The organism is Promicromonospora panici (assembly GCF_900608595.1).
Classification (GTDB): domain Bacteria; phylum Actinomycetota; class Actinomycetes; order Actinomycetales; family Cellulomonadaceae; genus Promicromonospora; species Promicromonospora panici.
Window position 1 is genome coordinate 49,284 of record NZ_UWYY01000010.1, and the last position, 25,201, is coordinate 74,484.

Here is a 25,201-nt window from a genome sequence, read left to right on the forward strand (position 1 = left end):
GGAGCACGCATGCTGGACGACGCGACGATCACCACCATCGCCGACGATCTGGCCCGCGCCGAGGCGGAGCACACCACGGTGCCGCTCCTGACCGCGCGTTACCCGGACATGACGGTCGAGGACTCGTATGCCGTGCAGAACACGTGGCGCCGCCGCGGCATCGCGGCCGGACGGCGTCCGGTGGGCCGCAAGATCGGGCTCACCTCGAAGGTCATGCAGGCCGCGACGGGCATCACCGAGCCGGACTACGGCGCGATCTTCGCGGACATGGTCTTCGACAACGGTTCGGTGATCGAGCACGGGCGGTTCTCGAACGTGCGGATCGAGGTTGAGCTGGCCTTCGTGCTGCGCGAGGCCCTCAAGGGCCCGGACGTCACGGTGTTCGACGTGCTGCGCGCCACCGACTACGTCGTGCCGGCCCTGGAGATCCTCTCGTCGCGCATCGAGATGGCCGGGCGCACCATCGTCGACACGATCAGCGACAACGCGGCCATGGGCGGCATGGTCTACGGCGGCAACCCGGTGCGGGTCGGCGAGACCGACCTGCGCTGGGTCTCGGCGCTCCTGTACCGCAACGAGACCATCGAGGAGTCCGGCGTCGCCGCCGCCGTGCTCAACCACCCTGCCACAGGCGTCGCCTGGCTCGCGAACAAGCTCGCTCAGCACGGCGACACGCTGGAACCCGGCGAGATCATCCTGGCGGGTTCCTTCACTCGGCCCGTGTGGGTGGAGCCCGGCGACACCGTGCTGGCCGACTACCGAGAGCTGGGGACCGTCTCGTGCCGATTCGTCTGACCCTCCCGCCCACGTTCCGCGACCGCATCGCTGGTTCGGACCGGCCGCAGGTCGGCATGTGGGTGTGCAGCGGCAGCCCGCTCGTCGCGGAGATCTGTGCGGGCGCCGGCCTGGACTGGCTGCTGATCGACGGCGAGCACTCGCCGATCGGCCTGGAGACCATCTCGGCACTGCTGCAGGCCGTGGCGCCGTACCCGGTCACCCCGGTGGTGCGGGCGCCGTCGGGCGACGCCGTGGTGCTCAAGCAGCTGCTCGACCTGGGCGCGCAGAACGTGCTGGTGCCCATGATCGACACGGCCGAGCAGGCGCACGCCGTCGTCCGGGCGGTGCGCTACCCGCCGCGCGGCATACGCGGGGTGGGCAGCGCGCTGTCCCGCGGTGCGCGCTGGAACCGTGTCGAGAGCTACATGCCCGACGCCGACCGGCACGTCTCGCTGTTCGTGCAGGTCGAGTCCGCGACCGGCGTCGAGAACGCGGGGGCCATCGCGGCGGTCGACGGGGTCGACGGCGTGTTCGTCGGCCCGTCCGACCTCGCGGCCTCCATGGGCGTGCTCGGGCAGCAGACGCACTCCGACGTCGTCGCCGCGGTGCATACCGCCTTCAAAGCCGTGCGCGCCGCCGGCAAACCCGTCGGTGTCAACGCCTTCGACCCGGCGGCAGCCCAGGCCTACCTCGACGCCGGGGCGTCGTTCGTGCTGGTCGGGGCCGACGTCGCGATGCTCGCCCGGGGTTCGGAGGCCCTGGCCGACCGATGGATCGGCGAGGACGGAGCGGCGGGAGACACCGCGCCGTGAGCCAGCCGGGCGGACGGCCACTCCGGAGGTCCGGAGCAGCCGCCCGCGTCGGGCCCGTTACGCCGAGCGCGTCCATTGCTGGGTCGTGGCCACCGCGTCACACGTCGCGAGCAGGAGTCCCCAGGAGTCCGCCGGGGTCGACAGGCACAGGGTCGGGTCGGCGACGCTGCTGATCGTCGCGTCGGCATTGAGCTCCCACTGCTGCTCTGGCGTGCCCGTGCAGTCGGCGATGGCGAGCGTGCCACCGACGGTGAGTGCGCCGCTCGGCGCGACGCACATGTCGCCGTAGACCGTGAGCTGCCGGTCCGCGGTCCAGTTGAACGACTGGTTGCCACCCCCGTTGCAGTGCCACAGGCCGAGCTGCGTGCCGGCCGTCGTCGAGAAGCCCGGCACGTCGACGCACACGTTGTGCTGGACGCTGACGATCGGCGCACCTGGCGGCGCGGGGGGCAGGTCGTTCAGGGCCTCGCGCTTGAGCAGTCCCCAGCCCCACTGGATCTGGGCCAGCCCCGAGGCATTGGTGACCTCGAGGTCGCCGTCGCCGACGACCTCGGTCAGCGTGTAGGCGTCGCCAGTGCGCAGGCCGGGCCAGTAGACGAGCCCGATGCCCTGCGCCCTCGCGACCTCCGTCAGGGCGCCGAGGTACGAGGTGTAGACGTCGCCCTCGTGGTTGCCGTAGTTCAGGCCCGTGGTCATCGGCGAGCCCGCCTCGCTGACGACCGTGCGCCAGCCGTACTCGCCGAGGCGCGGGAGCAGGTTCGCCTTCCACTCGTCCTCGGTCGTGTGGTTGGCCCAGAATCCGTAGAAGTGCAGCGAGAGCAGCGTCCCCTTGAGCTCCTCGGCCGCGCCGACGCCCGTGACGTCGTCGTTGTAGCCGGTCCCGGAGATGATTACGCGACCGCGCGGCACGTCGTCGTGGTCGTCGAGCCATCCGGCGGTCAGGTCGACCCACGAGTCGAGGGAGTAGCCGAACGGCTCGTTCATGGGCTCGAAGTACACCTTCGGGTTCCGCCCGTACTCCGCCACGACCGTGTCCCACATCGCGTCGAAGGCGGCGGGGTCGTCGGCCCGGCCGTCCTTGGCGTTGTCCGCCTCCCAGTAGCTGAGGATGACCTTGAACCCGTGGTCCGTGGCGGCGTCGATGGCACCCTGGTACGAGTCCCACCACTCGGTGCCGACGCTCGAGGTGTTGATCGGCAGCCGCACGGTGTTGGCGCGCACCTCGTGTCGGAACTCGAGGATGATGTCGGTCGCCTTGGCGTACGTCGTGGGGTAGTCGTCCTCCGTGCTCAGACCGGAGGGCACGACCTCGTCGTCCGCGTAGTTGTCGCGCGGGTCTGCCCAGTTGACCCCGCGGAACTCGGTGGTGCCGGCCGGCCCGACCGACGGGGCGGCGACGGCGGGACCGGGGACCACGGCCACCGCCGCTGCGAGGATTCCGACGGCCGCGAGGGCGCCGCCGGCCCGGATTGTTCGTGTCATGGGGACTCCGATCTAGGGGCGCGTCGCTGCGCCGCCGTCCGAGGCGTCACTGCGCTCGGTGCCGGCCTGATGCCGATGGTGGCGTAAACATTGCACGCCGATGCCGGGTTGCACAAGTGTCTCCGCGTCCTCGTCGACGGGTGACTTCCTTCGACCCGGTGAGCCGTCGAGGTCGTCCAGGCCGCATGAGGCCGGCGTCGCCCCGGGTTCAGGCGCGCCCGGTCGTATCGGCTCTCTTGGGCGCACGGTGCCGTCCGCCGGGGTTGCCGTCCGCGGCGAGACGCCGTCCGAGACCCCGCAGCGCCCAGGACACCTCACGGACGTCGATGAACACGCGGGTGCAGGGGCCGCACCGGTCCAGGTGGGCCCCGACGCGGCGCTGCCGGCTCGGTACGAGGCGGCCCTTGATGTAGTCATGCATGGCGGCGCGGGTGGCGCGGCACTCGGGCTGGTGCACGGTTCGGGGGTGCGCGACGGCGTCGTCGGTCAGGGTGGAGAGCACGGAGCGGAGGGCGGCGACGTCGGCCCCGCGCGCGGTGTCCGTGTCGGCGCGGCGGTCGTGGACGCGGACGCCGCCGGCGCGCGGAAGGTCCGTCGTGCTCACGCGAACCTGCCCCTTTCTACGGACGGTGCCTCGACTCGCGGGGCAACAGTGGCACTGCGAGCCAGGAGTCGTGGAATGCGCATGTGATACGCGACGGGGTCCGTGGCGCGGGGCAATGATATGTCCGGGCGCCGGCGCCCGGATGCGGCTGGACAGCCCCACGCCCACGCTGGAAGGGCCCGACGACGTCGAAGCACCGAGGGGATCAGGTGGAGGCCGAGGACAACCGCGTCACCGTCGTGATCGCGAGCCGGAACCGGCGCAACGACCTGCTCGCCTCCCTGCCCCGCCATCGCGCGCCGGTGATCCTGGTCGACAACGGCTCCACTGACGGCAGCGCCGACGCCGTCGCGTCGGCCCACCCCGAGGTGTCGGTGATCCGGCTGCCGCGGAACGTCGGCGCGGTGGCCCGGACGATCGGGGTGCGGGCCGCGACCACACCGTTCGCTGCCTTCGCCGACGACGACTCGTGGTGGGCGCCGGGCTCGCTGACCAGGGCGGCGGACATGTTCGCCGACCACTCCTCGCTCGGCCTCGTGTGCGCCAAGATCCTCGTGGGGCCCGAGCAGCGCATCGACTCGGTGAGCGAGCTGATGGCGGCGTCACCCCTCCCGCGCGACGTGTCGGCTCCCGGGGTGCCGCTGCTCGGTTTCGTGGCGTGCGCCACGATGGTCCGCCGGAGTGCTTTCCTCGCTGCGGGTGGATTCGACACCGTGGTGCGGTTCCCCGGCGAGGAGGAACGGCTGGCGCTCGACCTCGCGACCGGCGGCTGGGCGATGTCCTACGTCAAGGACGTCGTGGTGCATCATCACCCCTCACCGAGCCGGCAGTCGCCGAGCAGGCGCCAGTACGGCATCGCCCGCGCCGCGACGCTCACGGCACTGATGCGCCTGCCGTGGCGCGATGCCGTCGGCGAGCTGCGTTGGGTGGCGGCGCAGAGCCCGAGCCACCGGTCCGGCGTCGCCCGCGGACTGCTGGAAGCGCCGGCGGCCTTCCGGCGCCGCCGCCCACTCCCGGACGAGGTGCTGGCCCTGCGAAGGCTCCTGTCGCGATGGTGAACCCCACCCACCCCAATCGTTGAGTGCTGGGCATTCGCCCTCCTGAGCCGAGCAAGGGGGAATAGCCAGCACTCAACGAGGCGGGTGGTTAGAGCGAGCCACCCGCTACCCGCGGGGCGGCGGCGGACTCGCCGGCGTCGCCGATCGTCTCGCGCGCTACGTAGTTCTCCAGGTCGAACAGGTTGTTGCCGGCGCGCTTGGCGACCGTGACGAGCGTGGTGGCGGCGGCGACCTCCTCGACCTGCTCCTCCAGGAACCACATGAGGAACTGCTCGCCCAGCGCGTCGCCCTCGTCACGCGCCGCGCGGAAGATCGCCTCGATCTGCGCCGTGACCTGCTGCTCCTGGTCGAGCGCGAGCTGCAGCGGCTCCAGCACGTTCTCGAAGTCGTTGCGCACGTCGGGGGTGCCGGGGATCCGCACAGGCAGCGACCGGTCCAGGTGGTACTGGACGATCATCAGGCCGTGGTTGCGCTCCTCGAGCGCCTGCCGGTAGAAGTGCGCCGCCAGCTGCGGGAGGTCGTGGCTGTCGAACCACACAGCGATCGCCACGTACTGCAGGTGCGCCGCGAACTCATGGCCCACCTGCTCGCCCAGCAGCCGCAGGTACAGCGAGTTCTCGGAGGTCGTCGTCATGCGGCCAACGCTACCGGGGTCAGATGCGCGTCGGCTCGCCCAGCAGCACCATCCCGGCCGGGAACCGCCCGTCGGTCACCTCCTGGACGCGGCGCCGCGCCTCGGCGGCGCTGCTGGCGTGGACGTGCAGCTCCCGCGTCGTCGGGCCTGGGTCGGGGCGGCCGGCGTCGTCCTCCGAGTCCAGGCCGGGCTCTGCGACGATGCCGGCCTGCAGGCCGGCTGTGCGCAAGGCGTCCACGAGCGGCCCGGCGCCATTCTTGGCCGTGTCCAGGTCGGGGAACGTCACGGGGATGAGGTAGTTCGCCACGGGTTCCTGCGCCATCTCCCCAGCGAATTCCCGCCCGGCACCGCTCGCAACCGGACGTTCTGCCCCGGCCGCTAGGGTGTCGGGGCACACGCCGGCCGACCTGCGAAGGGAACCTCCGAGTGAGCATCCTCACCACGGCGAAGAACACGACGAGCAAGGCGAAGCAGACGCTGTCCCGCTACGAGTCCGACAACCCGCACACCGCGGGGCAGATCCGCCGTGCGGTCGGGGGCGTCCTCATCGCCGACGGTTTCGTCGGCCTGGAGAACCCGTTCGACGGCAAAAAGACCCGGCCGGGCATCGTCGGCGCCATGGTCAGCGTGGTGCTCGGCCTGGTCTTCGTCGCCGTCGCCTACTTCATGACCACGCTCGGCCCCGACACCGACACCGAGACCACCGGCCAGGTGGTCGCGGTGAACGGCAGCGAGACGTGCTCGATGCGCGCCGAGTTCGTCGTGGACGGGACCACCTACACCGCGCGCTCCACCGGGCAGTCGTCGACGAACTGCGACCACGCCCCCGGGGACACGGTCACCGTGCTGTACGACTCCGCGAATCCGGCTCGCAGCACCACCGAGGAGCCGATGCTGAACGTCTTCGCGTGGGTGTTCGGGGGCGTCGGGGTGCTGGTCGCGGTCGGTGGCCTGGTCACGACGGCCATCCGGGCCGCGTCGATCGTCTTCGGCGTCACGCTGTGGCGGTCCGGCTCGAAGATGATCCGGGAGAACCCCAGGACGGCGGACGACGCCGGCCTGGTCGAGCAGGCCCGCCAGGCGATCACCCGGCTGCTGACCGCCAAGGGCGCGCTGACCCAGGAGATCCTCGGTGCCGCTCAGGGCGGGGCAGGGCAGCGGGCGCCGGGGGAGCAGCCGACGCCGGGGGAGCGGTGGGAGCCCGCACCGCACGGAGGGCCGCGGCAGCCCCAGCCGTACGGCCAGTCGCCGCAGCCCCAGCCGTACGGGCAACCGCAGCAGCAGCCCGGACCCGTCGTCGCGCCGTCCGAGCCCACGATCGCCGGGTGGTACCTGACCGAGGACCAGCGCCACTACCGCTGGCACGACGGCGCGAACTGGACGCCGCATACCCGCCCGGTCCAGGCGCCGTCCGCCCCGAACTGAACCCGGCCCTCGTCGCACTCGCGGCGGGGGCCGTGCTTTCGCTTGACACATTCCCATATGGGTATATGTTTGAACCATGGCACGAGCAGCGACCACCACCGACGCGTTCAACGCGGTGGCCGAGCCGCGCCGCCGCGAGATCCTCGACGCTCTGGCCGGCGGCGAGCTCGCGGTGGGCGATCTGACGGAGCTGCTCGGGCTCGCCCAGCCGCAGGTGTCCAAGCACCTGCGGGTCCTGCGAGAGGTGGGGCTGGTGGACGTGCGCGACGACGGACGGCGCCGCCTGTACCGGGTGAACGCCGCGCCGCTGCGTGAGGTCCACGCCTGGGTCGGCCGGTACGAGCGGCTCTGGAACGAGCGGTTCGACCTGATGGACGACGTGCTCGACGAGCTCACCGAAACCGAAGCGGAAACCGAAACCAGAGGAGGAGATTGACATGGTCACCACGACCAAGGGCAGTGCCGTCCTGGCGCTGCCGAGCGATACCGAGATCCTGGTCACCCGGGACTTCAACGCACCGCGCCACCTGGTGTGGAAGGTGCTCACCGAACCCGACCTGATCAAGCGCTGGTGGGCCGGGCAGCGCGGGACCGTGACGGACGTGACCGTCGACCTTCGCGTCGGCGGGACGTGGCGGTACGTCATGACGGCGGACGGCGGGTTCGAGGTCGGGTTCCACGGCGAGTACCGCGAGCTCGACGCCCCCGCGGGCATGGTGCAGACCGAGGTCTTCGAGGGGATGCCCGACGGCGACTCCGAGCCGAGCCTGAACGACTACACGCTCGCGGAGCGGGACGGTCGGACCACGCTCACGGTCCGTACCGTCGTCTCCAGCAAGGAGGTCCGGGACGGCATCATCGCCACGGGCATGGAGGGCGGCATGCAGGAGGCCTACGACCTGCTGGAGGAGCTGGCGGCCGAGCTCGCGGAGGCCAAGTAGCTCGTTGTGGGCGTGATCGTTGCGGTTGTCTGCCCGTCATGGGCGCAACGATCACGCCCACAACGACGTGCGACGGCGGTATCTCCTCAGTTCCCCTTCTCGAAGTCGGTCTCGGGTGCGCCGTCGCGGTGCAGTGCGACGGCGACGATCACCAGGGCCACGCCGAGGACCTCGGCGGGAGTGGGCACCTGGGTGAGGACGAGGACGCCGATGACGGTGGCCGTTGCCGGGAGCAGCGCGACCATCAGGGCGTAGGTCGCTCGTGCGATGCGCCGCATGGCGAGCTGGTCGAACACGTAGGGGATGACCGACGACGTCACGCCGACGCCGATCGCGGCGCCCAGGGCGAGCGGGTCGGTGAAGGCGGGCGCAGCGTCGATGACGCCGAACGGGAGCGCGAACACGGCCGCGATCAGCATGGCCATGGCGAGCCCGTCGATGCCGACCAGGTGCCGGTGCCGGGACACGCGGTGGGCGAGGACGATGTAGCCGGCGAACAGCGCCATGTTGACGATCGCGAAGGCGAAGCCGAGCGGCGATCCGCTGAGACTGACCTCAGCCAGGAACGCGACGCCGGCGACCGCGACCACGAGGGCCGCGAGGTTGCGCAGGCTGCGGACCGCGATCGCGGCGATCAGGATCGGCCCGGCGAACTCGACAGCGGCCACGGTCCCGAGCGGCAGCCGGTCGATGGCGAGGTAGAAGCTGGCGTTCATCAGCGCGAGGAGTCCGCCCCAGGCGACGACCGTGCGCCGCTCGACGGGCCCGGCCGACGCCCATGCCCGCCAGGGACGCCGCCACACCGCGAAGACGAGTCCGGCGGACAGGATCCGCAGCCAGGCCACGCCGAGCGGCTCGATCCGGGCGAACAGCAGGACGGCGAACGCCGGCCCGAGGTAGTGGAAGATCGCGGACCCGACGAAGTGCAGCTCAGGACGTACTCGCGCGCTCAACGGCGGCGCGGCGGTCTGACGGGGTGCTCGTGGAGGTGGCACGAACCAGCACCTCACGCATGTGGACGAGTTCGGGTGTTAGCAACTCAAACACCGTGCTGCTAACGTGTCAAACAAATCACAGGCATTAGGGGGTCCGATGGCGGAGGCGCTGCCGCTCGATCCGCGCGGCTACCGGGGCACGTACAAGCTGATCGGCGGTGCGCCCGCGCTCGACTTCGCGAACCTGGTCAGCTATCGCGGCACGGATCGTGGGCACGACTGGCTCGCCCCGGATGCCAACGCCGTGACCTGGGCACACGCTGCCGGGTTAGCCGCGCCGGCGGGCGACGACATCGCCGAGCTCCGGGAGTTCCGCGAGGTGCTCGCGCAGGTGTTCCTCGACCTCGTGGACCGCACGACGCCGTCGTCGGCGGACGTCTCGCGCATCGGCGAGCTGGCCGCGAGTGCGTGGGGTGACCGGAAACTGGTGCTCGAGGCCGGCGCCACCGCCGCCACCTGGACAGCCACGTCACCCACGCTCCTCGCCGAAGTAGCCCTCGACGCGGCGTCCCTGCTCACCGACGCCGCGGCACTCACCAGGCTCAGTGCCTGTGAGGAGTGCCGATGGCTCTTCCTCGACACCAGCCGCAACCGCCGTCGGCAGTGGTGTGATCCCGCGGACTGCGGCAACCGCGCCCGCCAGCGACGCCACTACGAGCGAAACCGGCGCTCACCTGCTCGATAGCATCGGGCTGGCACGGAGATCATCGCACCCTGGTTCCCGCCCGGCTGGACGGCCGGACCCACGAGCTTTTTCATGGCCACCGAGCTACGCCCCTCGGACGTGCGCGCCCCGGACGGTTATGCGCTGACCGCCGGGACCAGAGCCGGCGTGACCTCCGTGCGCGTGCTCTCTGCCGACGGCGCGGTCGCCGCCGGCTGGCCTGTGCTGCCCTCTTGACTATATACCCTACGGGGGTATAAGCATGCCTCCAAGTGGATACCCCCAGCCGGTATCCAAGGAGGAGAGAGGGAACGTCATGTCAGCACCAACCGCAGCCCCGGCAGGACGCCGGTGGCTCGGGCTCGCGCTCATCGCCACGGCCCAGTTCGTCGTCATCATGGACACGTCGATCATCGGCGTCGCCCTTCCGGACATGCAGGCCGCGCTCGGGTTCACACCCGAGTCGCTGTCCTGGGTGTTCAACGCCTACGTCGTCGCCTTCGGCGGCCTGCTGCTCCTGGGCGGCCGGCTCTCCGACCTCCTCGGCGCCCGGAAGGTGTTCGTCAGCGGCTGGCTGATCCTCGCCGTCGGATCGGTGCTCGCCGGGGCGGCCGGAAACGTCGGCCTCGAGATCGCCGGACGCGCGGTCCAGGGTGCCGGCGCCGCGCTCATCGCGCCGGCCGCGCTCAGCCTGCTGATGGCGCTCTTCGGCGGCACGGCCGAGCTGCCTCGGGCCTTCGCCGTGTACGGCGCGGCGGCGCCGATCGGCGGCACCGCGGGGGTCTTCCTCGGTGGCGTGCTCACCGAGTGGGCGAGCTGGCCGTGGGTCTTCTACATCACCGTCCCGATCGCGGCGCTCGTCGTCGTGCTCACGCCCGGCGCGCTGCCGGCCGTCGCGGGCGGTCGCGGGTCGGTCGACGTCGGCGGCGCCATCACCGGCACCGTCGGCCTCGCCGCCCTCGTCTACGGCGTGGTCCGTGCCCCGGAGGCGGGCTGGGCCGCGGTGGAGACGCTCGTCGCGCTCGGCGCCGGCGTCGTCCTGCTGGCCGCGTTCTTCGTGATCCAGGCCCGCTCGCGGCAGCCGCTGCTGCGGCTCGGGATCTTCCGCACCCCGCAGCTCGGGGCGGCGAACCTCGCCCAGCTCCTCCTCGGCGCGGCCTGGGTGCCGATGTGGTTCTTCCTGAACCTGTACCTGCAGCAGGTGCTCGGTGCGGGCGCGTTCGCGGCGGGGGCGGCCTTGCTGCCGATGACGGTCCTGATCGTGCTGGGCATGACGCTCGTCGCGCCGCGGCTGCTCGCGAGGTTCGGGGCGCGTGCGCTGATCGTCGGCGGGTTCGGATTCCTCGCGGCGGGTCTCGGGTGGCTCGCCTTCGCCCGCCCGGACGGCAGCTACGTCGTCGACGTCCTGCCCGCCTCGCTGGTCGCGGCGTTCGGGATGGCGCTGGCGTTCGTGCCGTCGCTCGGCACCGCGATCGGCGCCGCGCGCCCGGAGGAGACCGGGGTCGCCTCCGGGCTGGTCAACACCAGCTATCAGATCGGCTCGGCGGTGGGCCTGGCGGCGCTGACCGTGCTGAGCTCGACGGTGGCCGCCGGCGCGATCGATCCGGCGGCGCTGACCAGCGGCTACTCGGCGGCGTTCATCGGCGCCGGGGTGGTCGCCGCGGCCGGCGGCGTCGTCACCCTTGCGGCGCTGCGCACGCGGCGCGGTGCCGAGGCCGCCGAGCCTGAGCCGGAGCTGGTCGCCGGTTGATCGGCAGGGAACCGACGAGGAGGCGCGGGTCCGCGGACCCGCGCCTCTTCTGTTGTCGGCAAGCAGGTTGTCGGCCGGTGCGTTGCCGGCCAGGGTTTTCGCAGGTCAGCCGGCGCACTGCCCGGTCGACACCGCGGCGCCCAGACCGGCCGCCTCGGCCGCGACCGGCCGCAGCTCGGCGCTCGTCATCGCGTAGCCGACGTCCTCCGCGGAGTCGTCACGCGCGAAGATCACGCCGGCCACGTCGCCGCCCGTGGTCAGCAGCGGCCCGCCCGAGTTGCCGGGTCGCACGACGGCGGCCAGCGAGTACACCTCGCGCTCCGCGCCGCCGCGGCCGTACGAGTCCGGCACGCGGGCGGTGTTGACGCTGATCACACCGGCGCTGCCGGAGGTGAACGGGCCCCCGTACGGGTAGCCCTGCACGACGGCGCGGTCGCCCACCGACAGGGTGGGCGCGATGCCGAGCGGGTCCGCGTCCAGGTCGTCGACGGCGATCACCGCGAGGTCGTCGACGGGGTCGTAGTAGACCACCCGGCCCTCCCGGACCGCGCCGCCGGGGAGCTCGACGACCGGCCGGTCGACGCCCGCCACGACGTGCGCGTTGGTCACCAGCCGGTCCGGGGCGACGACGAACCCCGAGCCGGTCGAGCTCGTCCCGCACGCGTACGCGACACCCGAGATCCGGGCCACCGACCGCGCGGAGGCCTCCAGCTCGGCGTTGTCGAGGTCGACGTCGGGCACGACCGGGTCCGCTCTCGGCACCATCAGGATGTTCAGGCGGGGCAGGCCGTCGTCGAGCACGATCGCGCGCATCTCGGCGAGCGGCCGGCCCACGGCGGGCGGAGTCAGCTCGTCGATGGTGCGCAGGACGGCGGACGAGGAGACCGCCGAGGCGACGCCAGGTGCGCCGGTGGCGCTGACCGCGTTGCCGACGAACGAGAGCGCGAGGGCGACCACCCCGACGTTGGCGACCCCGCCGAGCAGGCGCTCCAGCGGGCGCAGCGACGTGCGGTCCACGCCCTGCCGCAAATTCCGGCCCAGGCCGGCGCCGAGGGACGCGCCGAACAACGGCAGGAGCACCGCCACCGCTATCGATACCGGGCCGCGCCACTCGGAGCTGGGCAGCATGTCGTTCACCGCTGGGACGGCCCAGAAGGCCGCGACGCCACCGATGATGAGCCCGACCAGGCCGCCGAGCGTGGCCAGGAGGCCCCGGCTCAGGCCGGCCATGAGGGCGATGAACAGCACCACGAGAAGCACCAGGTCGAAAAGCTGCACGGAGGCTCCTTCGTGGGCGGCGGACAGCGTCTAGCGAGATGACATGACCGTAAGGGCTGAACCTGGGTGCCGTGACATCCGACCCTCCTCCATCACCCGATCCTCGGATTTGCCGCGAGACGTTCACCGCCGCTTTCACCTTTCTTTCGGAGCGTCGCGGATGGTCACGCGAGCGCTTGCTGTCGGCACAGCTCGCGCTGCTGCGCGAGTGGGCCGAGGAACACATGGCCGAGATCGACGACGCCCGGACGTCGCGCGGCCGGTGACCTGAACCGGTCAGCGACTCCGGCTAGCGCGGGCCTCGAGCTCGCCGAGCGCGACCGGCAGGTCAGCGAGGGCGGTGAGGGCCCGCTCCTGGCATACGCCGACGACGGCGTCGTACCGCGGGGAGCCGTCCGCGTGGGCGCGGACGTGCTCGGCGAGGAGCAGGGCGTCGCGGTGGTCGCCGAGCAGGGACTGGAGCCGGTGGCCGGCGGAGCCGAGGCGCTTGGTCCGGCGGCCGAGCAGGCCGACGGGTGCGCGGGTGATCGCGTCGCAGGTGTGCCGCAGCCGGCGTGCGGCCTTCCGCAGCTCGTGGGTGCTCTCGAGGTCGGTGAGGTCGCAGGCCGCGTCGAGGGTGCGGTCGACCTGGCGCCGGACCGCGCGGCGAGCAGCCTTCTTCGCCGGTCGCGACGCTCGTTCGCGCAACCGGGGTTCGGCGGCCCACGCCTCCAGCAGCCGGACGAGGTCGCGGCCACGGTCCGACCTGGTCCAGCGCGCGGCCTCGGAGTGGGCCTGCTCCTGGGCCGTCCGCAGCGGGTCGAGCAGGGCGGAGCGTTCCGTCGTGCCGAGGCCGGCCGCTTCGGCGGCGGCGTCGGCCTGCAGCGTGCGGACCTCGAGGTCGCGGGCCCGCCCCAGCACGTCGCCCCACTCCTTGAGGCGGGCCCGGAGCTCCGCCGTCGCCTCCTTGTCGAGGTACCTGCGGAACGCGGCCAGCACGTTGCGCAGGCGGCGCACCGAGGTGCGTAGCCGGTGCACGGCGTCGGGCTCGTCGGCGAGCGCGGCCGGGACGTGCTCCTGGATCTGGCGCACCAGGTCTCCGACCGCGAGGGTCAGCATCTCGCCCGCGGTCCCGGGATGGGTGGTGGTATCAGCAGCGATGCGGCCAGTATCGCGTGCGTCGCGCCGTCGGCGACAGCCCGTCGAACCGCCGAGCGAAAAAGCCTGTGGCCTGCCCGGGGGCCGCTGGTACGTTGCCGAGCATCATGATCGAGGTCGACAGAATCTAGCCACCGAACTGCCGGTGGCCTTCACCCGGAGGGCGTGGGCCCGTACCCGCCCTGGTGACTGATCTAGTCCTTCTTCGGGAGCCCGTTCCGCACCTTCCGTGCGACACGTAGGCGCTCACCCCGGCTGAGCCCCGGCATGTTCGCGACGCACCGACCATCGGTCATGGTTCCGTGCACGCACCCTGTCGACGGCCCTCGTCGTGGTCCCGTTCAAGTCGGCCACTTGCCCTCGGCATCCCTGGGGCTACATCCGCTCCGCCGACGTCGACGCCCCGTGTCCCGGGCCTGCCCGTGGTCGGTTGCACCCCTCAGCCTCGCTGATCCGCAACCACTACGAAAGGCCGTCTCATGCAACATCGCACCTCTCGCTCGCGCACCCGCCACCGTCGCGCGCACTGGAAGGCGACCGCACCCCTCCTCGTCCGTTGCCGGAACCCTCGGTGCGGCGAGTTCGTGCCACCGCACCGGGCATGCCCGCACTGCGGCCTCTACCGGGGCCGCGAAGTACTGCCGGCGACGGATGGTGATACGTGAACGCCGTCGATCTGACCCCCAGGAGCCGGTGGATGCGCATACGCGACCACCTGTCCGCGACTGGCGTCCCGGACTTCCGGTTCCGGCAGGTCATCAGCGCCTGGAAGGGCTCGGCCGCGGAGACGTTCGCCGACATCCAGGCCCTCCCACCGGCCCTTCGCTCCGACCTGTCCGAACGGTTCGGACCGCGCCTCCATCCGCTCACGGCGGTCGAGGTCCAGCACGACGGGCAGGTCGAGAAGGTGCTCTTCGCGGCCGAGTCGGGGGCGCGCATCGAGACCGTCGTGTCGCACTACCGGGCCGGCTGGGACTCGATGTGCGTGTCGTCGCAGGCCGGGTGCGGCCTGGGCTGCACGTTCTGCGCCACCGGTGCGGTCGGGCTGGTCCGCAACCTCACCGCCGACGAGATCACCGCTCAGGTGATGCACCCGCGCTGGACGCGCGAAGGGCTTCCTCGCCCGGCGAGTGTCGCGTTCATGGGGATGGGTGAGGCGCTCGCGAACCCGCACGTGTTCGACGCGCTGACCCTGCTCACGGACGCGGGCTACGCCGGGCTGGCGGCGCGGCGGATCACCGTGTCGACCGTCGGGTTCGCTCCGAACCTCGCTCGCCTGGTCGCCGAGCACCCGCAGGTGACGGTCACACTGTCGGTGCACTCGCCATTTCCCGAGCAGCGGGCCGAGATCATTCCGCTGGAGCGGCGATACCCGCTGGCGGAGAACCTCGACGTCCTCGACCGGCACGTGGTCATGACCCGGCGCAAGGTCTACCTCGCGTACCTGCTCATCGCCGGCGTCAACGACGGTGATGCGGACCTGGCGGCGCTGGCCGGTCTGGTGCGGCGGCGGTCCCGGCCGGAGCTGTTCCACGTCAGTGTGATCCGCTACAACGAAGCGGCCGGGGCCGACCCGACATACCGGGCACCCAACACCAGGCAGGTGGACGGCTTCGTGCACGGCCTGCGGGCCCGGGGGATCCACGCGACGAGGCGTCGTCAGCTCGGCACGACCATTGATGCGGCGTGCGGCCAGCTGCACGCCCGCTACCTGTAATACCCCGTTGAGTGCTGGATATTCGCCCTTCCGCCGCGCCAGAAAGGGGCGAATATCCAGCACTCGACGACGGGGGTCAGTCGTCCAGGGGGGACGGGCCCAGGTCGTTCAACAGCTGCTGCATGCGGACGTAGGCCTTGTTGCGGTAGGCGACCAGGTCCGCCGTCCTGTCGGGGTCGATCTCCCGGAAGCCGCCGCCGCTCTTGGTGCCCAGCTGCCCGCCGTCGATCCGTTCCTGGAGGATCGACGGCGTCGCGAACCGCTCCGGGAACGTCGTCTGCAGCGAGCGGTAGCAGAACGCGTACACGTCGAGCCCGGCCATGTCGGCGATCGCGAACGGCCCGAAGAACGGGAGTCGGAACCCGAAGGTGGTCCGGGCGATCATGTCGATGTCCTCCACCGAGGCGACCCCCTCGTCCACGAGCTTGGTCGCCTCGTGGAACAGGGCGTACTGCAGGCGGTTGAGCACGAAGCCGGTGGCGTCCGTCAGCCGCGCGCTGCGCTTGCCGACCTGCGCCAGCAGGGCCTCGACCGGTTCGAGCACCGCATCGGAGGTCCCGGCGTGCGGGATCAGCTCGACGCCGGGGATGAACGGCGCAGGGTTGCTGAAGTGCACACCGAGGAACCGCTCGGGCGCGCTGACCTGCTCGGCGAGCTGCGTGATCGAGATGGTCGAGGTGTTGCTGCCGATGATCGCCGTCGGGTTGGCCGCGCTGATCCGGGCGAGAGTCGCGTGCTTGAGGTCCAGGATCTCGGGCACCGCCTCCTCGACGAACCGGGCGCCCTCCACCGCCTCCTCGATGGACGCGGCCGCGCTGAGCCGGGCCCGGACGGTATCGGTGGCGCCCTCCGGGAACAGCTCCGCCGCCTCGAACTCCGCGGTCTCGCGCAGGATCCGCTCCAGGTTGTCGGCCGCCACCTCCGCCGACACGTCGGCGAGCCGCACCTCGTTACCCGCCAGGGCGAGCACCTGCCCGATCCCGCCCCCCATGTACCCCGACCCGACGATCGCGATGTGCTCGCTCATGCGTTCTCCTCCTCGTACGTGCCGATGGACGCCACCTTCTGGGCCGACGGCGACGTCTCGTCGAAGCGGTAGCCGAGCCACTCGGCGACGAGCCGCTTGGCGAGCTCCAGCCCGATCACGCGCTGCCCCATGGTCAGCACCTGGGCGTTGTTGCTCAGGACGGCTCGCTCCACCGAGTAGCTGTCGTGCGCGGTCACGGCGCGGATGCCCGGCACCTTGTTCGCCGCGATGGCGACGCCGAGACCCGTGCCGCAGAACAGCAGGGCCCGGTCGGCCTCGCCCGCCGCGACCCGGCGGGCGGCGTCGACCGCGACATGCGGGTAGTCGGTGTGCTCCTCACCGCTCACCCCGACGTCGGTCACCGACTCCACCCGCGGGTCGGCGAGGAGCTGTGCCTTGAGCGCGTCCTTGTACTGAAAACCCGCGTCGTCGCTGCCGACGACCAGGCGCAACCGGTCGGTCATCTCGGGGTCCCTCCTGCTGTCCGGGCGATGGTGGTCAGTACCAGCGCCAACGAGGTCGCGCCGGCGTCGGGGTGGCCGAGGCTGCGCTCTGCCAGCGGCCGGGCCCGGCCGAGCGCCGGCCGCAGCGCCGACGTCGCCCGGGCGGCCGCCGTGGCGTCCTGGGCGGCGGCCGCGAGCGACTCGGCCAGCGGCTGCCCGGCGACGGCAGCGGTTTCCAGCCGCTCGACGTAAGGCACGAGCGCGTCGACCATGGTCTTGTCCCCGACCTTCGCCCGGCCCAGGCGCACCAGAGTCTCGAGCGCGGTGCCCGCGGCGGCCGCCACGTGCGTCGTCGTCACGTCGTCGCGGTCGAGCGTGGGTGCGAGGGAAGCCAGCGCGGCGCCCCACAGCGCGCCCGACGTACCGCCGGCGATCTCGCTCCAGCCATCACCGGCCGCCCGCAGCGCCGCGCTCAGGCCGGCGTCCCGGGAAGCGGCCGCCGCGGCGAGCGCTGCGTCGATCCCACGACGCATGCCGACGCCGTGGTCGCCGTCGCCCGCTATCGCGTCGATGCGGCCCAGCTCGTCCTCGTGCTCATGGAGCGTCGCCTGCATCGCGGCCAGCAGGACGAGCGCCAGGTCGGCCCGTTCGACGGACCCGGGCGTGGCGGTCTCGGCCGGCCGGGTCGCGTGCGCCGACGGCGAGCTCTGGTCCGCGGCACGCACACCGCCGGCCCCAGCGGTGAAGGCGGCCCGCTCGACCCAGCCCTTGCGGTAGGCCGGGGTGTACGCGGGCGCCCGCCAGAGCTCCTCCAGCTCCTCCGTGAGCCAGAACAGCGTGACCGAGACGCCGGCCATGTCCAGGCTCGTCACCAGCTCGCCGCACTCCGGTTCGACGACGGTCAGGCCCGCGTCACGGAGCCGCGCGGCGACCTGGCCGTAGAGGACGAAGAGCTCCTCGTACTTGACCGTGCCCAGCCCGTTGACCAGGACGGCGACCCGGTCGCCGCGGTCCGCCGGCACGTCTCGCAGGAGCTCGGAGACCAAAATCTCCGCGATCTCGGCGGCCGAGCCCATGGGTACGTCGCGGATCCCCGGCTCGCCGTGGATGCCCAGGCCCACCGACATCATGCCGTCCGGGACGGTGAACAGCGGGCCGTCGGCCCCGGGGAAGGTGCACCCGCCGAACGCCACGCCCAGGGTCCGCGTGCGGTCGTTCGCCGCGATGGCGAGCCGCTCCACCTCGTCGAGCGAGTCGCCCCGCTCCGCGGCCGCGCCGGCCACCTTGAACACCACGAAGTCGCCGGCGATCCCACGCCGGTCGGCGATCCGGTCCGGCGGGGCGCTCGCGATGTCGTCGGTGACCAGCAGGGTGCGCGCGTCGATCCCCTCGGCGCGCAGCCGCTCCTGCGCCGCGCCGAAGTGCAGGACGTCGCCCGCGTAGTTGCCGTAGCTGAACAGCACGCCGCCACCGGCGTCGGCCGCGCTCGCCACCCGGTAGGCCTGGCCCGCCGACGGCGACGTGAAGACGTTGCCGCAGACGGCGCCGGCGGCCAGCCCGCTGCCGACCACGCCCGCGAACGCCGGGTAGTGCCCCGAGCCGCCGCCCACGACGACCGCTACCCGGCCGGGCGGTAGCGGGTCGGTGCGCACCACGCCGCCGTCGACCCTGCGGACCAGGTCGCCGTGCACCGCGGCGAACCCGGCAAGGGCGTCCTGGACGAAGCCTTCGCTGGTGTCGAGCAACCGCGTCATCGGACTGCTCCGGCCAGCGCGTGCTGGCGCACCCGGCTGGTGCCGAGCGTGTAGCCGTGCCGCTTCGGCAGCACGTGCCGGCGCAGGTAGTCGCGGTTGGCGGCGCACACGCTGAGCCCGTCGCCGCCGTAGTTCTCCGTGCAGATCACGCCCTGGAACCCGCATCCGAGGGCCGTGCGGAACGCGGCCCGGTAGTCGATCAGGCCGAACTGCATCGGGGCGGGGACGGACAAGTAGGCGTCGCGTTCGGGATCCTCGTCGCGCGCGTAGTTCTTGACGTGCCAGAAGTTCGTGTACGGAAGGGTCTTCTCGACCAGCTCCTGCCAGGGTTCGACGGGCCGGTGCAGGCGGACCAGGTTCGCGATGTCGGGGTTGAGGCCGACCTCGGGCAGGCCGATCTCCTCGACCAGCCGGACGGCGGAGTCGGCGGTGCCGAGGAACGTGTCCTCGTACATCTCCAGGGACAGCAGCACGCCCACCTCGGCGGCGTGCCGGCCCAGCTCCTGGAAGCGGGACACGGCGAGCGGCCGGTCGGCCGGGTCGTCGTGGTGCCCGGGGGCGGTCCAGAACCAGAGGCGCTCCTTCTGCTCCGCCGTCAGCGCCTGGTGCAGGCCGACCGAGACGACGCCGATCCCGAGAGCGGCGGCCGCGTCGATCGTGCGGTGGCTGTAGGCCAGGTTGGCCGCGCCGTCCTTCGCGTCGATGACGCTGCGCCGGATCGCCGACACCGACGCCAGGCCGAGGCCGAGGTCGCGCGCCGTGGCGGCGAGCCGGTCCAGCGCGGGCCCGTCCAGGTCGCCGGGGCGCAGCCAGGAGTCCGTGAGGTCGACGTGGTCGAACCCGGCGTCGGCGATGTCGGTGAGCACTTCGTGCCACACCGTCGGGTCGTCCTGCGCGGTCCGGCCGTCCGGTGTCACCGCGGGGAACGGCAGGGTGCTGGCCGCGATCGGCCAGTCGGCCGCCAGGAGGCGGGCGTCCTCCGTGGCGCCCGGGCTCGGGGCGCCGTCCGGGCGTGCAGCGCCGCCGGACGGCGTCCGGTCGGGCGTGGCGGCCCCGATGGTCTGTTCCGTGGTCAACTCTGACCTCCGTCCTGGGCACGCCGGTCTCCGTTGAGCCGGGTCGTGCCCTCCGATGGTGAAGTGGTTAGTGCTCCGTGGGCGGGCTGGTGGACCCGCGGACGACGAGCTCGGTCGCGAGCTCGATGTGTCGTGAGACCGGCTCCTTGCCGGCGGCCAGGGCCAGGACGCTGTCCAGCGCCACGCGTCCCATCTCCCACAGCGGCTGCCGAACGGCGGTGAGCGGCGGCGTGGACCACGCCGCGAGGTAGGTGTCGTCGTAACCGACGACGCTCAGGTCGCCCGGCACGTCGAGCCCGTGCTGCCGGGCCGCCTCGAGCACCCCCATGGCCTGGGTGTCGCTGGCCGCGAAGATGGCGGTCGGCCGCAGGCCGGACCGGAACCAGCGGTCGGCGACCGCGAAGCCGGAGTCGTAGTCGAAGCCCGTGAACTCCACGAGCTCCTCGTCGACGGGGACGCCGGCCGAGGCGAGAGCGGCCCGGAACCCGTGCACGCGGGCCGCCGCGGCGACCGACTGCGGGCGCCCGCCGAGCGCGGCGATCCGCCGGTGGCCGAGCCCGAGCAGGTGCTCCGTGGCCGACATGCCGCCGGTGAAGTTGGTCGAGCCGACGCTCGGGACGTCCGGGTTGGTCAGGTCGAGCGGGTCGATGACCACGACGGGCAGGTGCTCCTGGCTCAGCCCGGAGACGTGCTCCGGGCTGAGCTCCGCGGTCAGGATGATCGCGCCGGTACGGCCGGCGCTCGACAGGCGGCGTGCCCAGTCGCCCGGCGCCAGCCAGCCGGTGTCGGGCGCCGCCCGGTGGAAGCGGCTGACGACGATGTCGGCGTCGGCCGTCTCGGCGGCGTCGGTCACACCGCGCAGCACCTCCATCGCGTACGGGGTGGTGAGCTGGTCCGCCATCACCTCGATGCTGCGCTGCGCCAGCGGTCCACGCGTTCCCCGGCGCACGTAGCCGAGCTCCTCGATCGCCGCCTTGACCCGCGCGCGGGTCTCCATGGCGACGTCGGGGTGCCCGTTGAGCACCTTGGACACCGTCGGCATCGAGACGGCGGCCGACCCGGCGACGTCCGCAAGCGTGGGACGCTTGCCCGTCGTCCTTTCGAAATATTTCGCTGGCACATCATCGAATCTAGCCCAGTCACGGGGGAGTGGGCAACGTTTTCTATTGCGACAACGTTGGCAAGTGGCTGGTAAGCGCGAGCGGCGATTCCTTCGAAATATTTCGGCGGACCGTCGGCGGGCGGTCAGTCCGGTGGCTCTGCCGGCTGGTTCTGACGCCCGGCGCGCGACGCTATCGCGTCGATTGTCACGCCGTCGTACCCCAGCTCCGTGGTGAGGTCCGTCGCTGCCTCGAGAGTCGCCAGCCGGGTCGACTCGCTCCGGGTCGGCCGGCCCCCGTGCCCGTCGTGGGGTCGCACGCCTTCGAGCCGCTCAGTGCGGACGCCGAGGTGTCGACGGCATACCCTCGACCGGGCGCATCGCTGGCTGCGGGAACGGCTCGTTGAGGGACTCGGACCGGGGCCGGCCTGCGTCAGGGAGTCGCGAGGCGTCGGGGAGGTCAGGGAACGATCGAGTCCACGTAGCCGCCGTCCACCCGGACGGCTGCGCCCGTCGTCGCCGACGCGAGGGGAGAGCCGAGGTAGGTGACCAGGTTCGCGATCTCCTCGGGCTCGATGAGGCGCTGGAGCAGTGACTGCGGGCGGTGGAGCCGCATGAACTGGCGCTGCGCCTCATCCCAGGGCAGGGCCGGGTCGACCAGCTCATAGACGAACTTCTCGACGCCGCCGGTGTGCGTGGGGCCGGCGATGACCGAGTTGACCGTGACGCCGGTGCCCGCCGCCTCCTTCGCGAAACCACGGGAGACGCCGAGCAGCGCCGTCTTCGAGACGCCGTAGTGGATCATCTCGGCGGGGATGACGATCGCGGAGTCGCTGGCGATGTTCAGCACGCGGCCCCAGCCCTGCGCCGTCATGCCGGGCATCGTGGACCGGATCAGTCGGACGGCGGCGAGCACGTTGACCTCGAAGTACCGGCGCCACTCGTCGTCGTCGATCTCGAGCGGTGGCGTGCTGGTGAAGATGCCCAGGTTGTTGACCAGGATGTCGACGTCGCCGGTCGTGGCGAGTACCTCTGCGGCGCCGGGGGCGGTAGTGACGTCGCCGGTCGCCGGGACCAGGTCGCGGTCCGCCGAATCCGCCCGGAGCTCCTCGACCGTCGCTGCCACGCCCTCGGCTCGCCTGCCGTTGATCGCCACCCGGGCGCCCGCGTCGGCGAGCGTCGTGGCGAACGCTCGGCCGATGCCCTGGGTCGAACCGGTCACCAGCGCCGTCTTGCCGGTCAGGTCGATGCGCATGTCGTGCCCTGTCTCGCACGATAGTCGTGTGGTTCGGCCAGGGTGAGCTGTTCCGGACAGCCAGCAGGCGCGGTCTCCAGCCGAACATAGTTCGGCCCACCCGGCAGCTTCCAGGAGCGGTGACCTGCCGGGACGGCCATTCGCTGCGTGTCCGCCATTAGGGTGGGCGGATGGCGTCAGTGAGGCAGTTTCAGGTCACGTTCGACTGTGCGGAACCAGAGCGGGTGGCTCGGTTCTGGTGCGAGGTACTGGGCTATGTCGTACCGCCGCCGCCAGAGGGGTTCGCCACGTGGGCTGACTACGATCGCACGCTGCCGGCCGAGGAGCAGGGTGCGTGGTTCGCCTGCGTCGATCCCACGGGTGTGGGTCCGCGCCTGTACTTCCAGCGCGTTCCGGAGGGCAAGGTCGTCAAGAACCGGGTGCATCTGGACGTGCGGGCAGGCGCCGGGCTCGTGGGCGAGGAGCGCCTCGCCGTCCTCGAGGCGGAAAGCGCCCGACTGATCGCGCTCGGCGCGACCCACGTGCTGACGCAGTACGCCGACGAGGAGAACGAGTCCTGCATCACGCTGCAGGACATCGAGGGCAACGAGTTCTGCCTCGACTGACGCGAGCCTGAGCGCTTGGAGAAGGTCAACGTGGGTTGTTGGCCTCGGTGGCTCCGTCGTGGACGGGTGCAGCCATCAGACCGAGTCGATCCTCGCCATGCCCGTAGCACGGCATGCCCTGTCGGCTGGACCTTATGAACGGACCGGAGGGCATCTTGGTGGTGCCGCAGAAGAGTTATCCACAGATTTCAAATACGCCCTGCAGGGCGTACGAATGTTCGAGACAATGGAGGCAGTGAACAACGGCGGGCTAGCGGACGGGTTGGGGGGTGGGGGCCGGTGGAGTCGACGAACAACGCGACGCGTGGTGGCCTGCCTCCCGCGGCATCGGTGGAGGAAGCGCTGGCCCGGATCGAGGCCGCCGTGGGTGACCTGGCCGGCCTGACCAGTGCGGAGGTGCTGGATGGGTGGGACGCGCCGGCCGTGTCCCGGCTGGCTGACGCGCACACCCGTATCCGTCGGTTGACGGGCCGGTTGGACGGGGTGCGGTACACGTTGTTGCCGCGGATCGAGGCCGAGGGTTCCTGGCGTTCCGGTGGCATGGCCCGCACGTTCAAGACCTGGCTGCGGCTGCGTGAGGGGGTCTCGGCGCGTACGGCGGGCAAGGACCTGACGATCGCCCGCCGCCTGGACACCGCGCTGCCGGTGACCCGTGAGCGGCTGGTCGCCGGTGTGCTGGGCGCGGACCACGCGAGGGTGATGACGGAGGTCGCGCCGACCAGCGAGACCCGCACCGACGCCCTGGGGTGGTTGATCGATACCCGCACCGGGGAGACGACGACGCCGGAGTTGTTCGTGCAGACCGTCGCCGTGGACTTCCCCGACCCCGCGGACGACCCGGACGGCACCGAGACCCGTGGGCTGATCACCGGTGTCCTGGAGAAGGCGGTCGCGGACGGCACCCTGGTCACCGGAGAAGGCGTGGTACTACGCGAGGCCCGGTTGTTGGACGCGGACCGGTTCCGGAGGGTGGCTAAGGCGTTCGCGTCGGTGACCGACCCGGACACCGACGAGGTGGATGATGACAAGGCCGCGGCCGGTGAGTTCCTGGACCTGGCCAAGACGTTCGGCGGCTACCACCTGGAGGGGTTCCTGACCGACGAGCACGGCCTGCTGGTGCAGACCGCGATCACCGCCGTCATGGGCGCACCCGCAGTGGACGACACCAGGACGACCTCCCAGCGCAGGGCGCAGGGCCTGGCCGACGTGGCGAGGGTGGTGCTGGACACCAACCAGGCCTCCCCCGGCGCCGCGGTCCCGCCGCACCTGAACGTGACCGTGTCCTGGAACGAGCTGGTCACCCAGGTCACCCGGACACGGGACGGCCTGTGCCTGACCTGCGGGCAGGCCACGCCCGGCCGCGGGGCGGGCCTGGCGGGTGCGACCGGCACGACTGGCGTGGCGGGCGCGGCCGGCGCCGCTGGCATCGCTGACGGTGGCTCGGCGGGCGCACCGGGCTGGGATGCCGCCGGCTGGGCCGCGGTCGGCACCACGACCCTGTCCGGGCTGCTGTCCACGCCCGGTCCGGTGTTCACCGAGACCGGCGGCCGGATACCACGGGCCTTGCTACGCCGTCTGGCATGTGACAGCAGGATCACCCGGATCGTGTTCGGCCCCGACGGCGCCGTCCTGGACGTCGGACGCGCCCAACGCACCGTGACCGGACAGATGCGCCGCGCCGTCATCGCACGAGACCAGCACTGCGTCTATCCCGGGTGTGATCAGCCGCCGTCACGGTGCGAGGTCCACCACGCCGTCCGCCACTGGGCCGACGGCGGGAACACCTCCGTGACCAACAGCGCGCTGTTGTGCTGGCATCACCATGCGCTGGTCGACGCGCGTGGGATCAGCATGCACTGGGCCGGCAAGCCCGCGACGGCCACCGGCACGGCCAGCACCCTGGTGGAGACCGGGTGGGTGTTCACCGACGCCCGCGGCCACCGCATCCGCCTCCCCGACCCCATCGACGCCCTACCCCCACCAGCAGAAGCCGCCTGACGGGCAGGGTAGCTGGTCAGGCAGCCTGACCTGGAGCAGGTGCTCGACGCCTGATTGCCGGGACGGGTCCTCGCGAATGACGACGTGGCACGCCCGGCGGTGCCACGTTGAGCCCCTCAAAGCCCTAACCGTCCTCTGTGCGGGACCAGCGCTCCCAGAGCCACAGGATGATGACGATCAGCAGGAAACCGGGTATCCCGATGACACTGAGCCTGCCCAGCCAGCTCGTCATATCGGCGCCGACGCCGGTGCCTGTGCCGTCGGCGGTTGTCGGGCCGTCGTTCCCGGGACTCGCGCCGTCGGTGCCGCCCCCGGGTTCGGTTCCGCCGCTCGTTCCGGCGTCGCTTTCGGCCTCGCCCTCGGCATCGCTCGCCGTTCCGTCTCCGATACCAAGTGTGGTGAGCCAGTCCTTGATCTCGGCGCCGACGCCGGAGTTGGTGTTGGCGCCGTCGTCGAGCTGATTGTCGCCGTCGGACTCGTTGCCCGCGTCGCTGTCGTCGGCCGTACTGGTTTCGGGCGGGGTGTCCGTTCCAGAGCCCTTCTCGGAGCTCCCCTCTCCCATACCGAGTGAGGAGAACCAGTCCGAGATCTCGGCGCCGATGTCGGAACTTGTGCCATCGGAGGTGTCGTCACCGTTGGCGCCGCCATTGTCGCCCTCGGCGTCCGGCTG

General features: G+C 71.8%; 27 protein-coding genes. 13 read left to right on the forward strand and 14 right to left on the reverse strand.

Features of this window, described 5'->3' with window-relative positions; all coding sequences use genetic code 11:
• The first annotated feature begins 9 nt into the window (after positions 1–9).
• Entirely contained in the window at positions 10–795 is a 786-nt protein-coding gene (gene hpaH / locus EW117_RS12935; protein WP_129787132.1) for a 2-oxo-hept-4-ene-1,7-dioate hydratase, read from the forward strand.
• A complete protein-coding gene (locus tag EW117_RS12940) occupies positions 780–1,589 on the forward strand; it encodes an HpcH/HpaI aldolase family protein (RefSeq protein WP_207211857.1) in 810 nt (269 codons plus the stop codon). The genes hpaH and EW117_RS12940 overlap by 16 nt, the downstream gene beginning before the upstream one ends.
• 57 nt (positions 1,590–1,646) lie before the next feature.
• Here EW117_RS12940 and EW117_RS12945 read toward each other — a convergent pair whose 3' ends face one another.
• Positions 1,647–3,071, reverse strand: coding sequence for a ricin-type beta-trefoil lectin domain protein (locus tag EW117_RS12945; RefSeq protein WP_129787133.1), 1,425 nt, complete (start codon positions 3,069–3,071; stop codon positions 1,647–1,649).
• Positions 3,072–3,279: 208 nt separating this feature from the next.
• Positions 3,280–3,675 (reverse strand): zf-HC2 domain-containing protein, encoded by a 396-nt coding sequence (locus tag EW117_RS12950; protein WP_129787134.1) that lies wholly within the window; start codon positions 3,673–3,675, stop codon positions 3,280–3,282.
• Between the two features lie 209 nt (positions 3,676–3,884).
• On the opposite strand from EW117_RS12950, the gene EW117_RS12955 reads away from it, so the two are divergent.
• Positions 3,885–4,733, forward strand: a complete 849-nt coding sequence (locus EW117_RS12955) for a glycosyltransferase family 2 protein (protein WP_129787135.1) — start codon at positions 3,885–3,887, stop codon at positions 4,731–4,733.
• 88 nt (positions 4,734–4,821) lie between these two features.
• Here the strand turns inward: EW117_RS12955 and EW117_RS12960 are convergent, their stop codons facing one another.
• Both EW117_RS12960 and EW117_RS12965 read right to left on the reverse strand, forming a co-directional pair.
• On the reverse strand, positions 4,822–5,367 hold the full coding sequence (locus tag EW117_RS12960; protein ID WP_129787136.1) for a ferritin: 546 nt from the start codon (positions 5,365–5,367) through the stop codon (positions 4,822–4,824).
• Between the two features lie 19 nt (positions 5,368–5,386).
• The gene (locus EW117_RS12965) at positions 5,387–5,689 is read right to left on the reverse strand and encodes a hypothetical protein (protein WP_129787137.1); all 303 of its coding nucleotides are present in this window, start codon (positions 5,687–5,689) and stop codon (positions 5,387–5,389) included.
• 104 nt (positions 5,690–5,793) lie between these two features.
• Here EW117_RS12965 and EW117_RS12970 point away from each other — a divergent pair, with 104 nt between their 5' ends.
• The 3 genes from EW117_RS12970 to EW117_RS12980 all read left to right on the forward strand — a co-directional run bounded on the left by EW117_RS12970 (position 5,794) and on the right by EW117_RS12980 (position 7,733).
• A complete protein-coding gene (locus EW117_RS12970; protein WP_129787138.1) occupies positions 5,794–6,792 on the forward strand; it encodes a DUF3592 domain-containing protein in 999 nt (332 codons plus the stop codon).
• Positions 6,793–6,868: 76 nt separating this feature from the next.
• Entirely contained in the window at positions 6,869–7,228 is a 360-nt protein-coding gene (locus EW117_RS12975) for an ArsR/SmtB family transcription factor (protein WP_129787139.1), read from the forward strand.
• 1 nt (position 7,229) lies between these two features.
• Positions 7,230–7,733, forward strand: coding sequence for an SRPBCC family protein (locus EW117_RS12980; RefSeq protein WP_129787140.1), 504 nt, complete (start codon positions 7,230–7,232; stop codon positions 7,731–7,733).
• 86 nt (positions 7,734–7,819) lie between these two features.
• Here the strand turns inward: EW117_RS12980 and EW117_RS12985 are convergent, their stop codons facing one another.
• The gene (locus tag EW117_RS12985; RefSeq protein WP_129787141.1) at positions 7,820–8,728 is read right to left on the reverse strand and encodes an EamA family transporter; all 909 of its coding nucleotides are present in this window, start codon (positions 8,726–8,728) and stop codon (positions 7,820–7,822) included.
• 97 nt (positions 8,729–8,825) lie between these two features.
• Here EW117_RS12985 and EW117_RS12990 point away from each other — a divergent pair, with 97 nt between their 5' ends.
• The 3 genes from EW117_RS12990 to EW117_RS12995 all read left to right on the forward strand — a co-directional run bounded on the left by EW117_RS12990 (position 8,826) and on the right by EW117_RS12995 (position 11,142).
• Positions 8,826–9,413, forward strand: a complete 588-nt coding sequence (locus tag EW117_RS12990; protein WP_129787142.1) for a CGNR zinc finger domain-containing protein — start codon at positions 8,826–8,828, stop codon at positions 9,411–9,413.
• A gap of 72 nt (positions 9,414–9,485) precedes the next feature.
• Complete coding sequence (locus EW117_RS29420) at positions 9,486–9,629, forward strand: hypothetical protein (RefSeq protein ID WP_165362675.1); 144 nt, start codon at positions 9,486–9,488, stop codon at positions 9,627–9,629.
• 79 nt (positions 9,630–9,708) lie between these two features.
• Positions 9,709–11,142 carry an MFS transporter gene (locus tag EW117_RS12995; RefSeq protein ID WP_129787143.1) on the forward strand — a complete coding sequence of 478 codons (1,434 nt, stop codon included), beginning with the start codon at positions 9,709–9,711 and terminating at the stop codon, positions 11,140–11,142.
• Between the two features lie 105 nt (positions 11,143–11,247).
• Here the strand turns inward: EW117_RS12995 and EW117_RS13000 are convergent, their stop codons facing one another.
• Positions 11,248–12,420: a MarP family serine protease gene (locus EW117_RS13000; RefSeq protein WP_129787144.1), complete on the reverse strand. Its 1,173-nt coding sequence runs from the start codon at positions 12,418–12,420 to the stop codon at positions 11,248–11,250.
• Between the two features lie 276 nt (positions 12,421–12,696).
• On the reverse strand, positions 12,697–13,518 hold the full coding sequence (locus EW117_RS13010; RefSeq protein WP_129787146.1) for a CHAD domain-containing protein: 822 nt from the start codon (positions 13,516–13,518) through the stop codon (positions 12,697–12,699).
• 518 nt (positions 13,519–14,036) lie between these two features.
• Here EW117_RS13010 and rpmF point away from each other — a divergent pair.
• Together rpmF and EW117_RS13020 are read left to right on the forward strand one after the other, a co-directional pair.
• Positions 14,037–14,222, forward strand: a complete 186-nt coding sequence (rpmF, locus tag EW117_RS13015) for a 50S ribosomal protein L32 (RefSeq protein ID WP_129787147.1) — start codon at positions 14,037–14,039, stop codon at positions 14,220–14,222.
• A gap of 32 nt (positions 14,223–14,254) precedes the next feature.
• Positions 14,255–15,274: a radical SAM protein gene (locus EW117_RS13020; RefSeq protein ID WP_129787148.1), complete on the forward strand. Its 1,020-nt coding sequence runs from the start codon at positions 14,255–14,257 to the stop codon at positions 15,272–15,274.
• Positions 15,275–15,350: 76 nt separating this feature from the next.
• Here EW117_RS13020 and EW117_RS13025 read toward each other — a convergent pair whose 3' ends face one another.
• The 6 genes from EW117_RS13025 to EW117_RS13055 all read right to left on the reverse strand — a co-directional run bounded on the left by EW117_RS13025 (position 15,351) and on the right by EW117_RS13055 (position 21,928).
• The gene (locus tag EW117_RS13025; RefSeq protein WP_129787149.1) at positions 15,351–16,301 is read right to left on the reverse strand and encodes a 3-hydroxyacyl-CoA dehydrogenase family protein; all 951 of its coding nucleotides are present in this window, start codon (positions 16,299–16,301) and stop codon (positions 15,351–15,353) included.
• The gene (locus tag EW117_RS13030; RefSeq protein ID WP_129787150.1) at positions 16,298–16,765 is read right to left on the reverse strand and encodes a ribose-5-phosphate isomerase; all 468 of its coding nucleotides are present in this window, start codon (positions 16,763–16,765) and stop codon (positions 16,298–16,300) included. Before EW117_RS13030 ends, EW117_RS13025 begins: the two co-directional genes overlap by 4 nt.
• Positions 16,762–18,498: a dihydroxyacetone kinase family protein gene (locus EW117_RS13035; protein ID WP_129787151.1), complete on the reverse strand. Its 1,737-nt coding sequence runs from the start codon at positions 18,496–18,498 to the stop codon at positions 16,762–16,764. Before EW117_RS13035 ends, EW117_RS13030 begins: the two co-directional genes overlap by 4 nt.
• Positions 18,495–19,463, reverse strand: coding sequence for a sugar phosphate isomerase/epimerase family protein (locus tag EW117_RS13040; RefSeq protein ID WP_129787301.1), 969 nt, complete (start codon positions 19,461–19,463; stop codon positions 18,495–18,497). Before EW117_RS13040 ends, EW117_RS13035 begins: the two co-directional genes overlap by 4 nt.
• Before the next feature lie 178 nt (positions 19,464–19,641).
• Complete coding sequence (locus tag EW117_RS13045; RefSeq protein ID WP_242504269.1) at positions 19,642–20,694, reverse strand: LacI family DNA-binding transcriptional regulator; 1,053 nt, start codon at positions 20,692–20,694, stop codon at positions 19,642–19,644.
• Positions 20,695–21,133: 439 nt separating this feature from the next.
• Positions 21,134–21,928 carry an SDR family NAD(P)-dependent oxidoreductase gene (locus tag EW117_RS13055; protein WP_129787152.1) on the reverse strand — a complete coding sequence of 265 codons (795 nt, stop codon included), beginning with the start codon at positions 21,926–21,928 and terminating at the stop codon, positions 21,134–21,136.
• A gap of 170 nt (positions 21,929–22,098) precedes the next feature.
• Here EW117_RS13055 and EW117_RS13060 point away from each other — a divergent pair, with 170 nt between their 5' ends.
• On the forward strand, positions 22,099–22,533 hold the full coding sequence (locus tag EW117_RS13060; RefSeq protein WP_129787153.1) for a VOC family protein: 435 nt from the start codon (positions 22,099–22,101) through the stop codon (positions 22,531–22,533).
• Positions 22,534–22,812: 279 nt separating this feature from the next.
• Entirely contained in the window at positions 22,813–24,531 is a 1,719-nt protein-coding gene (locus tag EW117_RS30510) for an HNH endonuclease signature motif containing protein (RefSeq protein ID WP_129787154.1), read from the forward strand.
• Positions 24,532–24,655: 124 nt separating this feature from the next.
• Here EW117_RS30510 and EW117_RS13070 read toward each other — a convergent pair whose 3' ends face one another.
• Positions 24,656–25,093, reverse strand: a complete 438-nt coding sequence (locus EW117_RS13070; protein ID WP_129787155.1) for an ICP22 family protein — start codon at positions 25,091–25,093, stop codon at positions 24,656–24,658.
• Positions 25,094–25,201 lie beyond the last annotated feature (108 nt).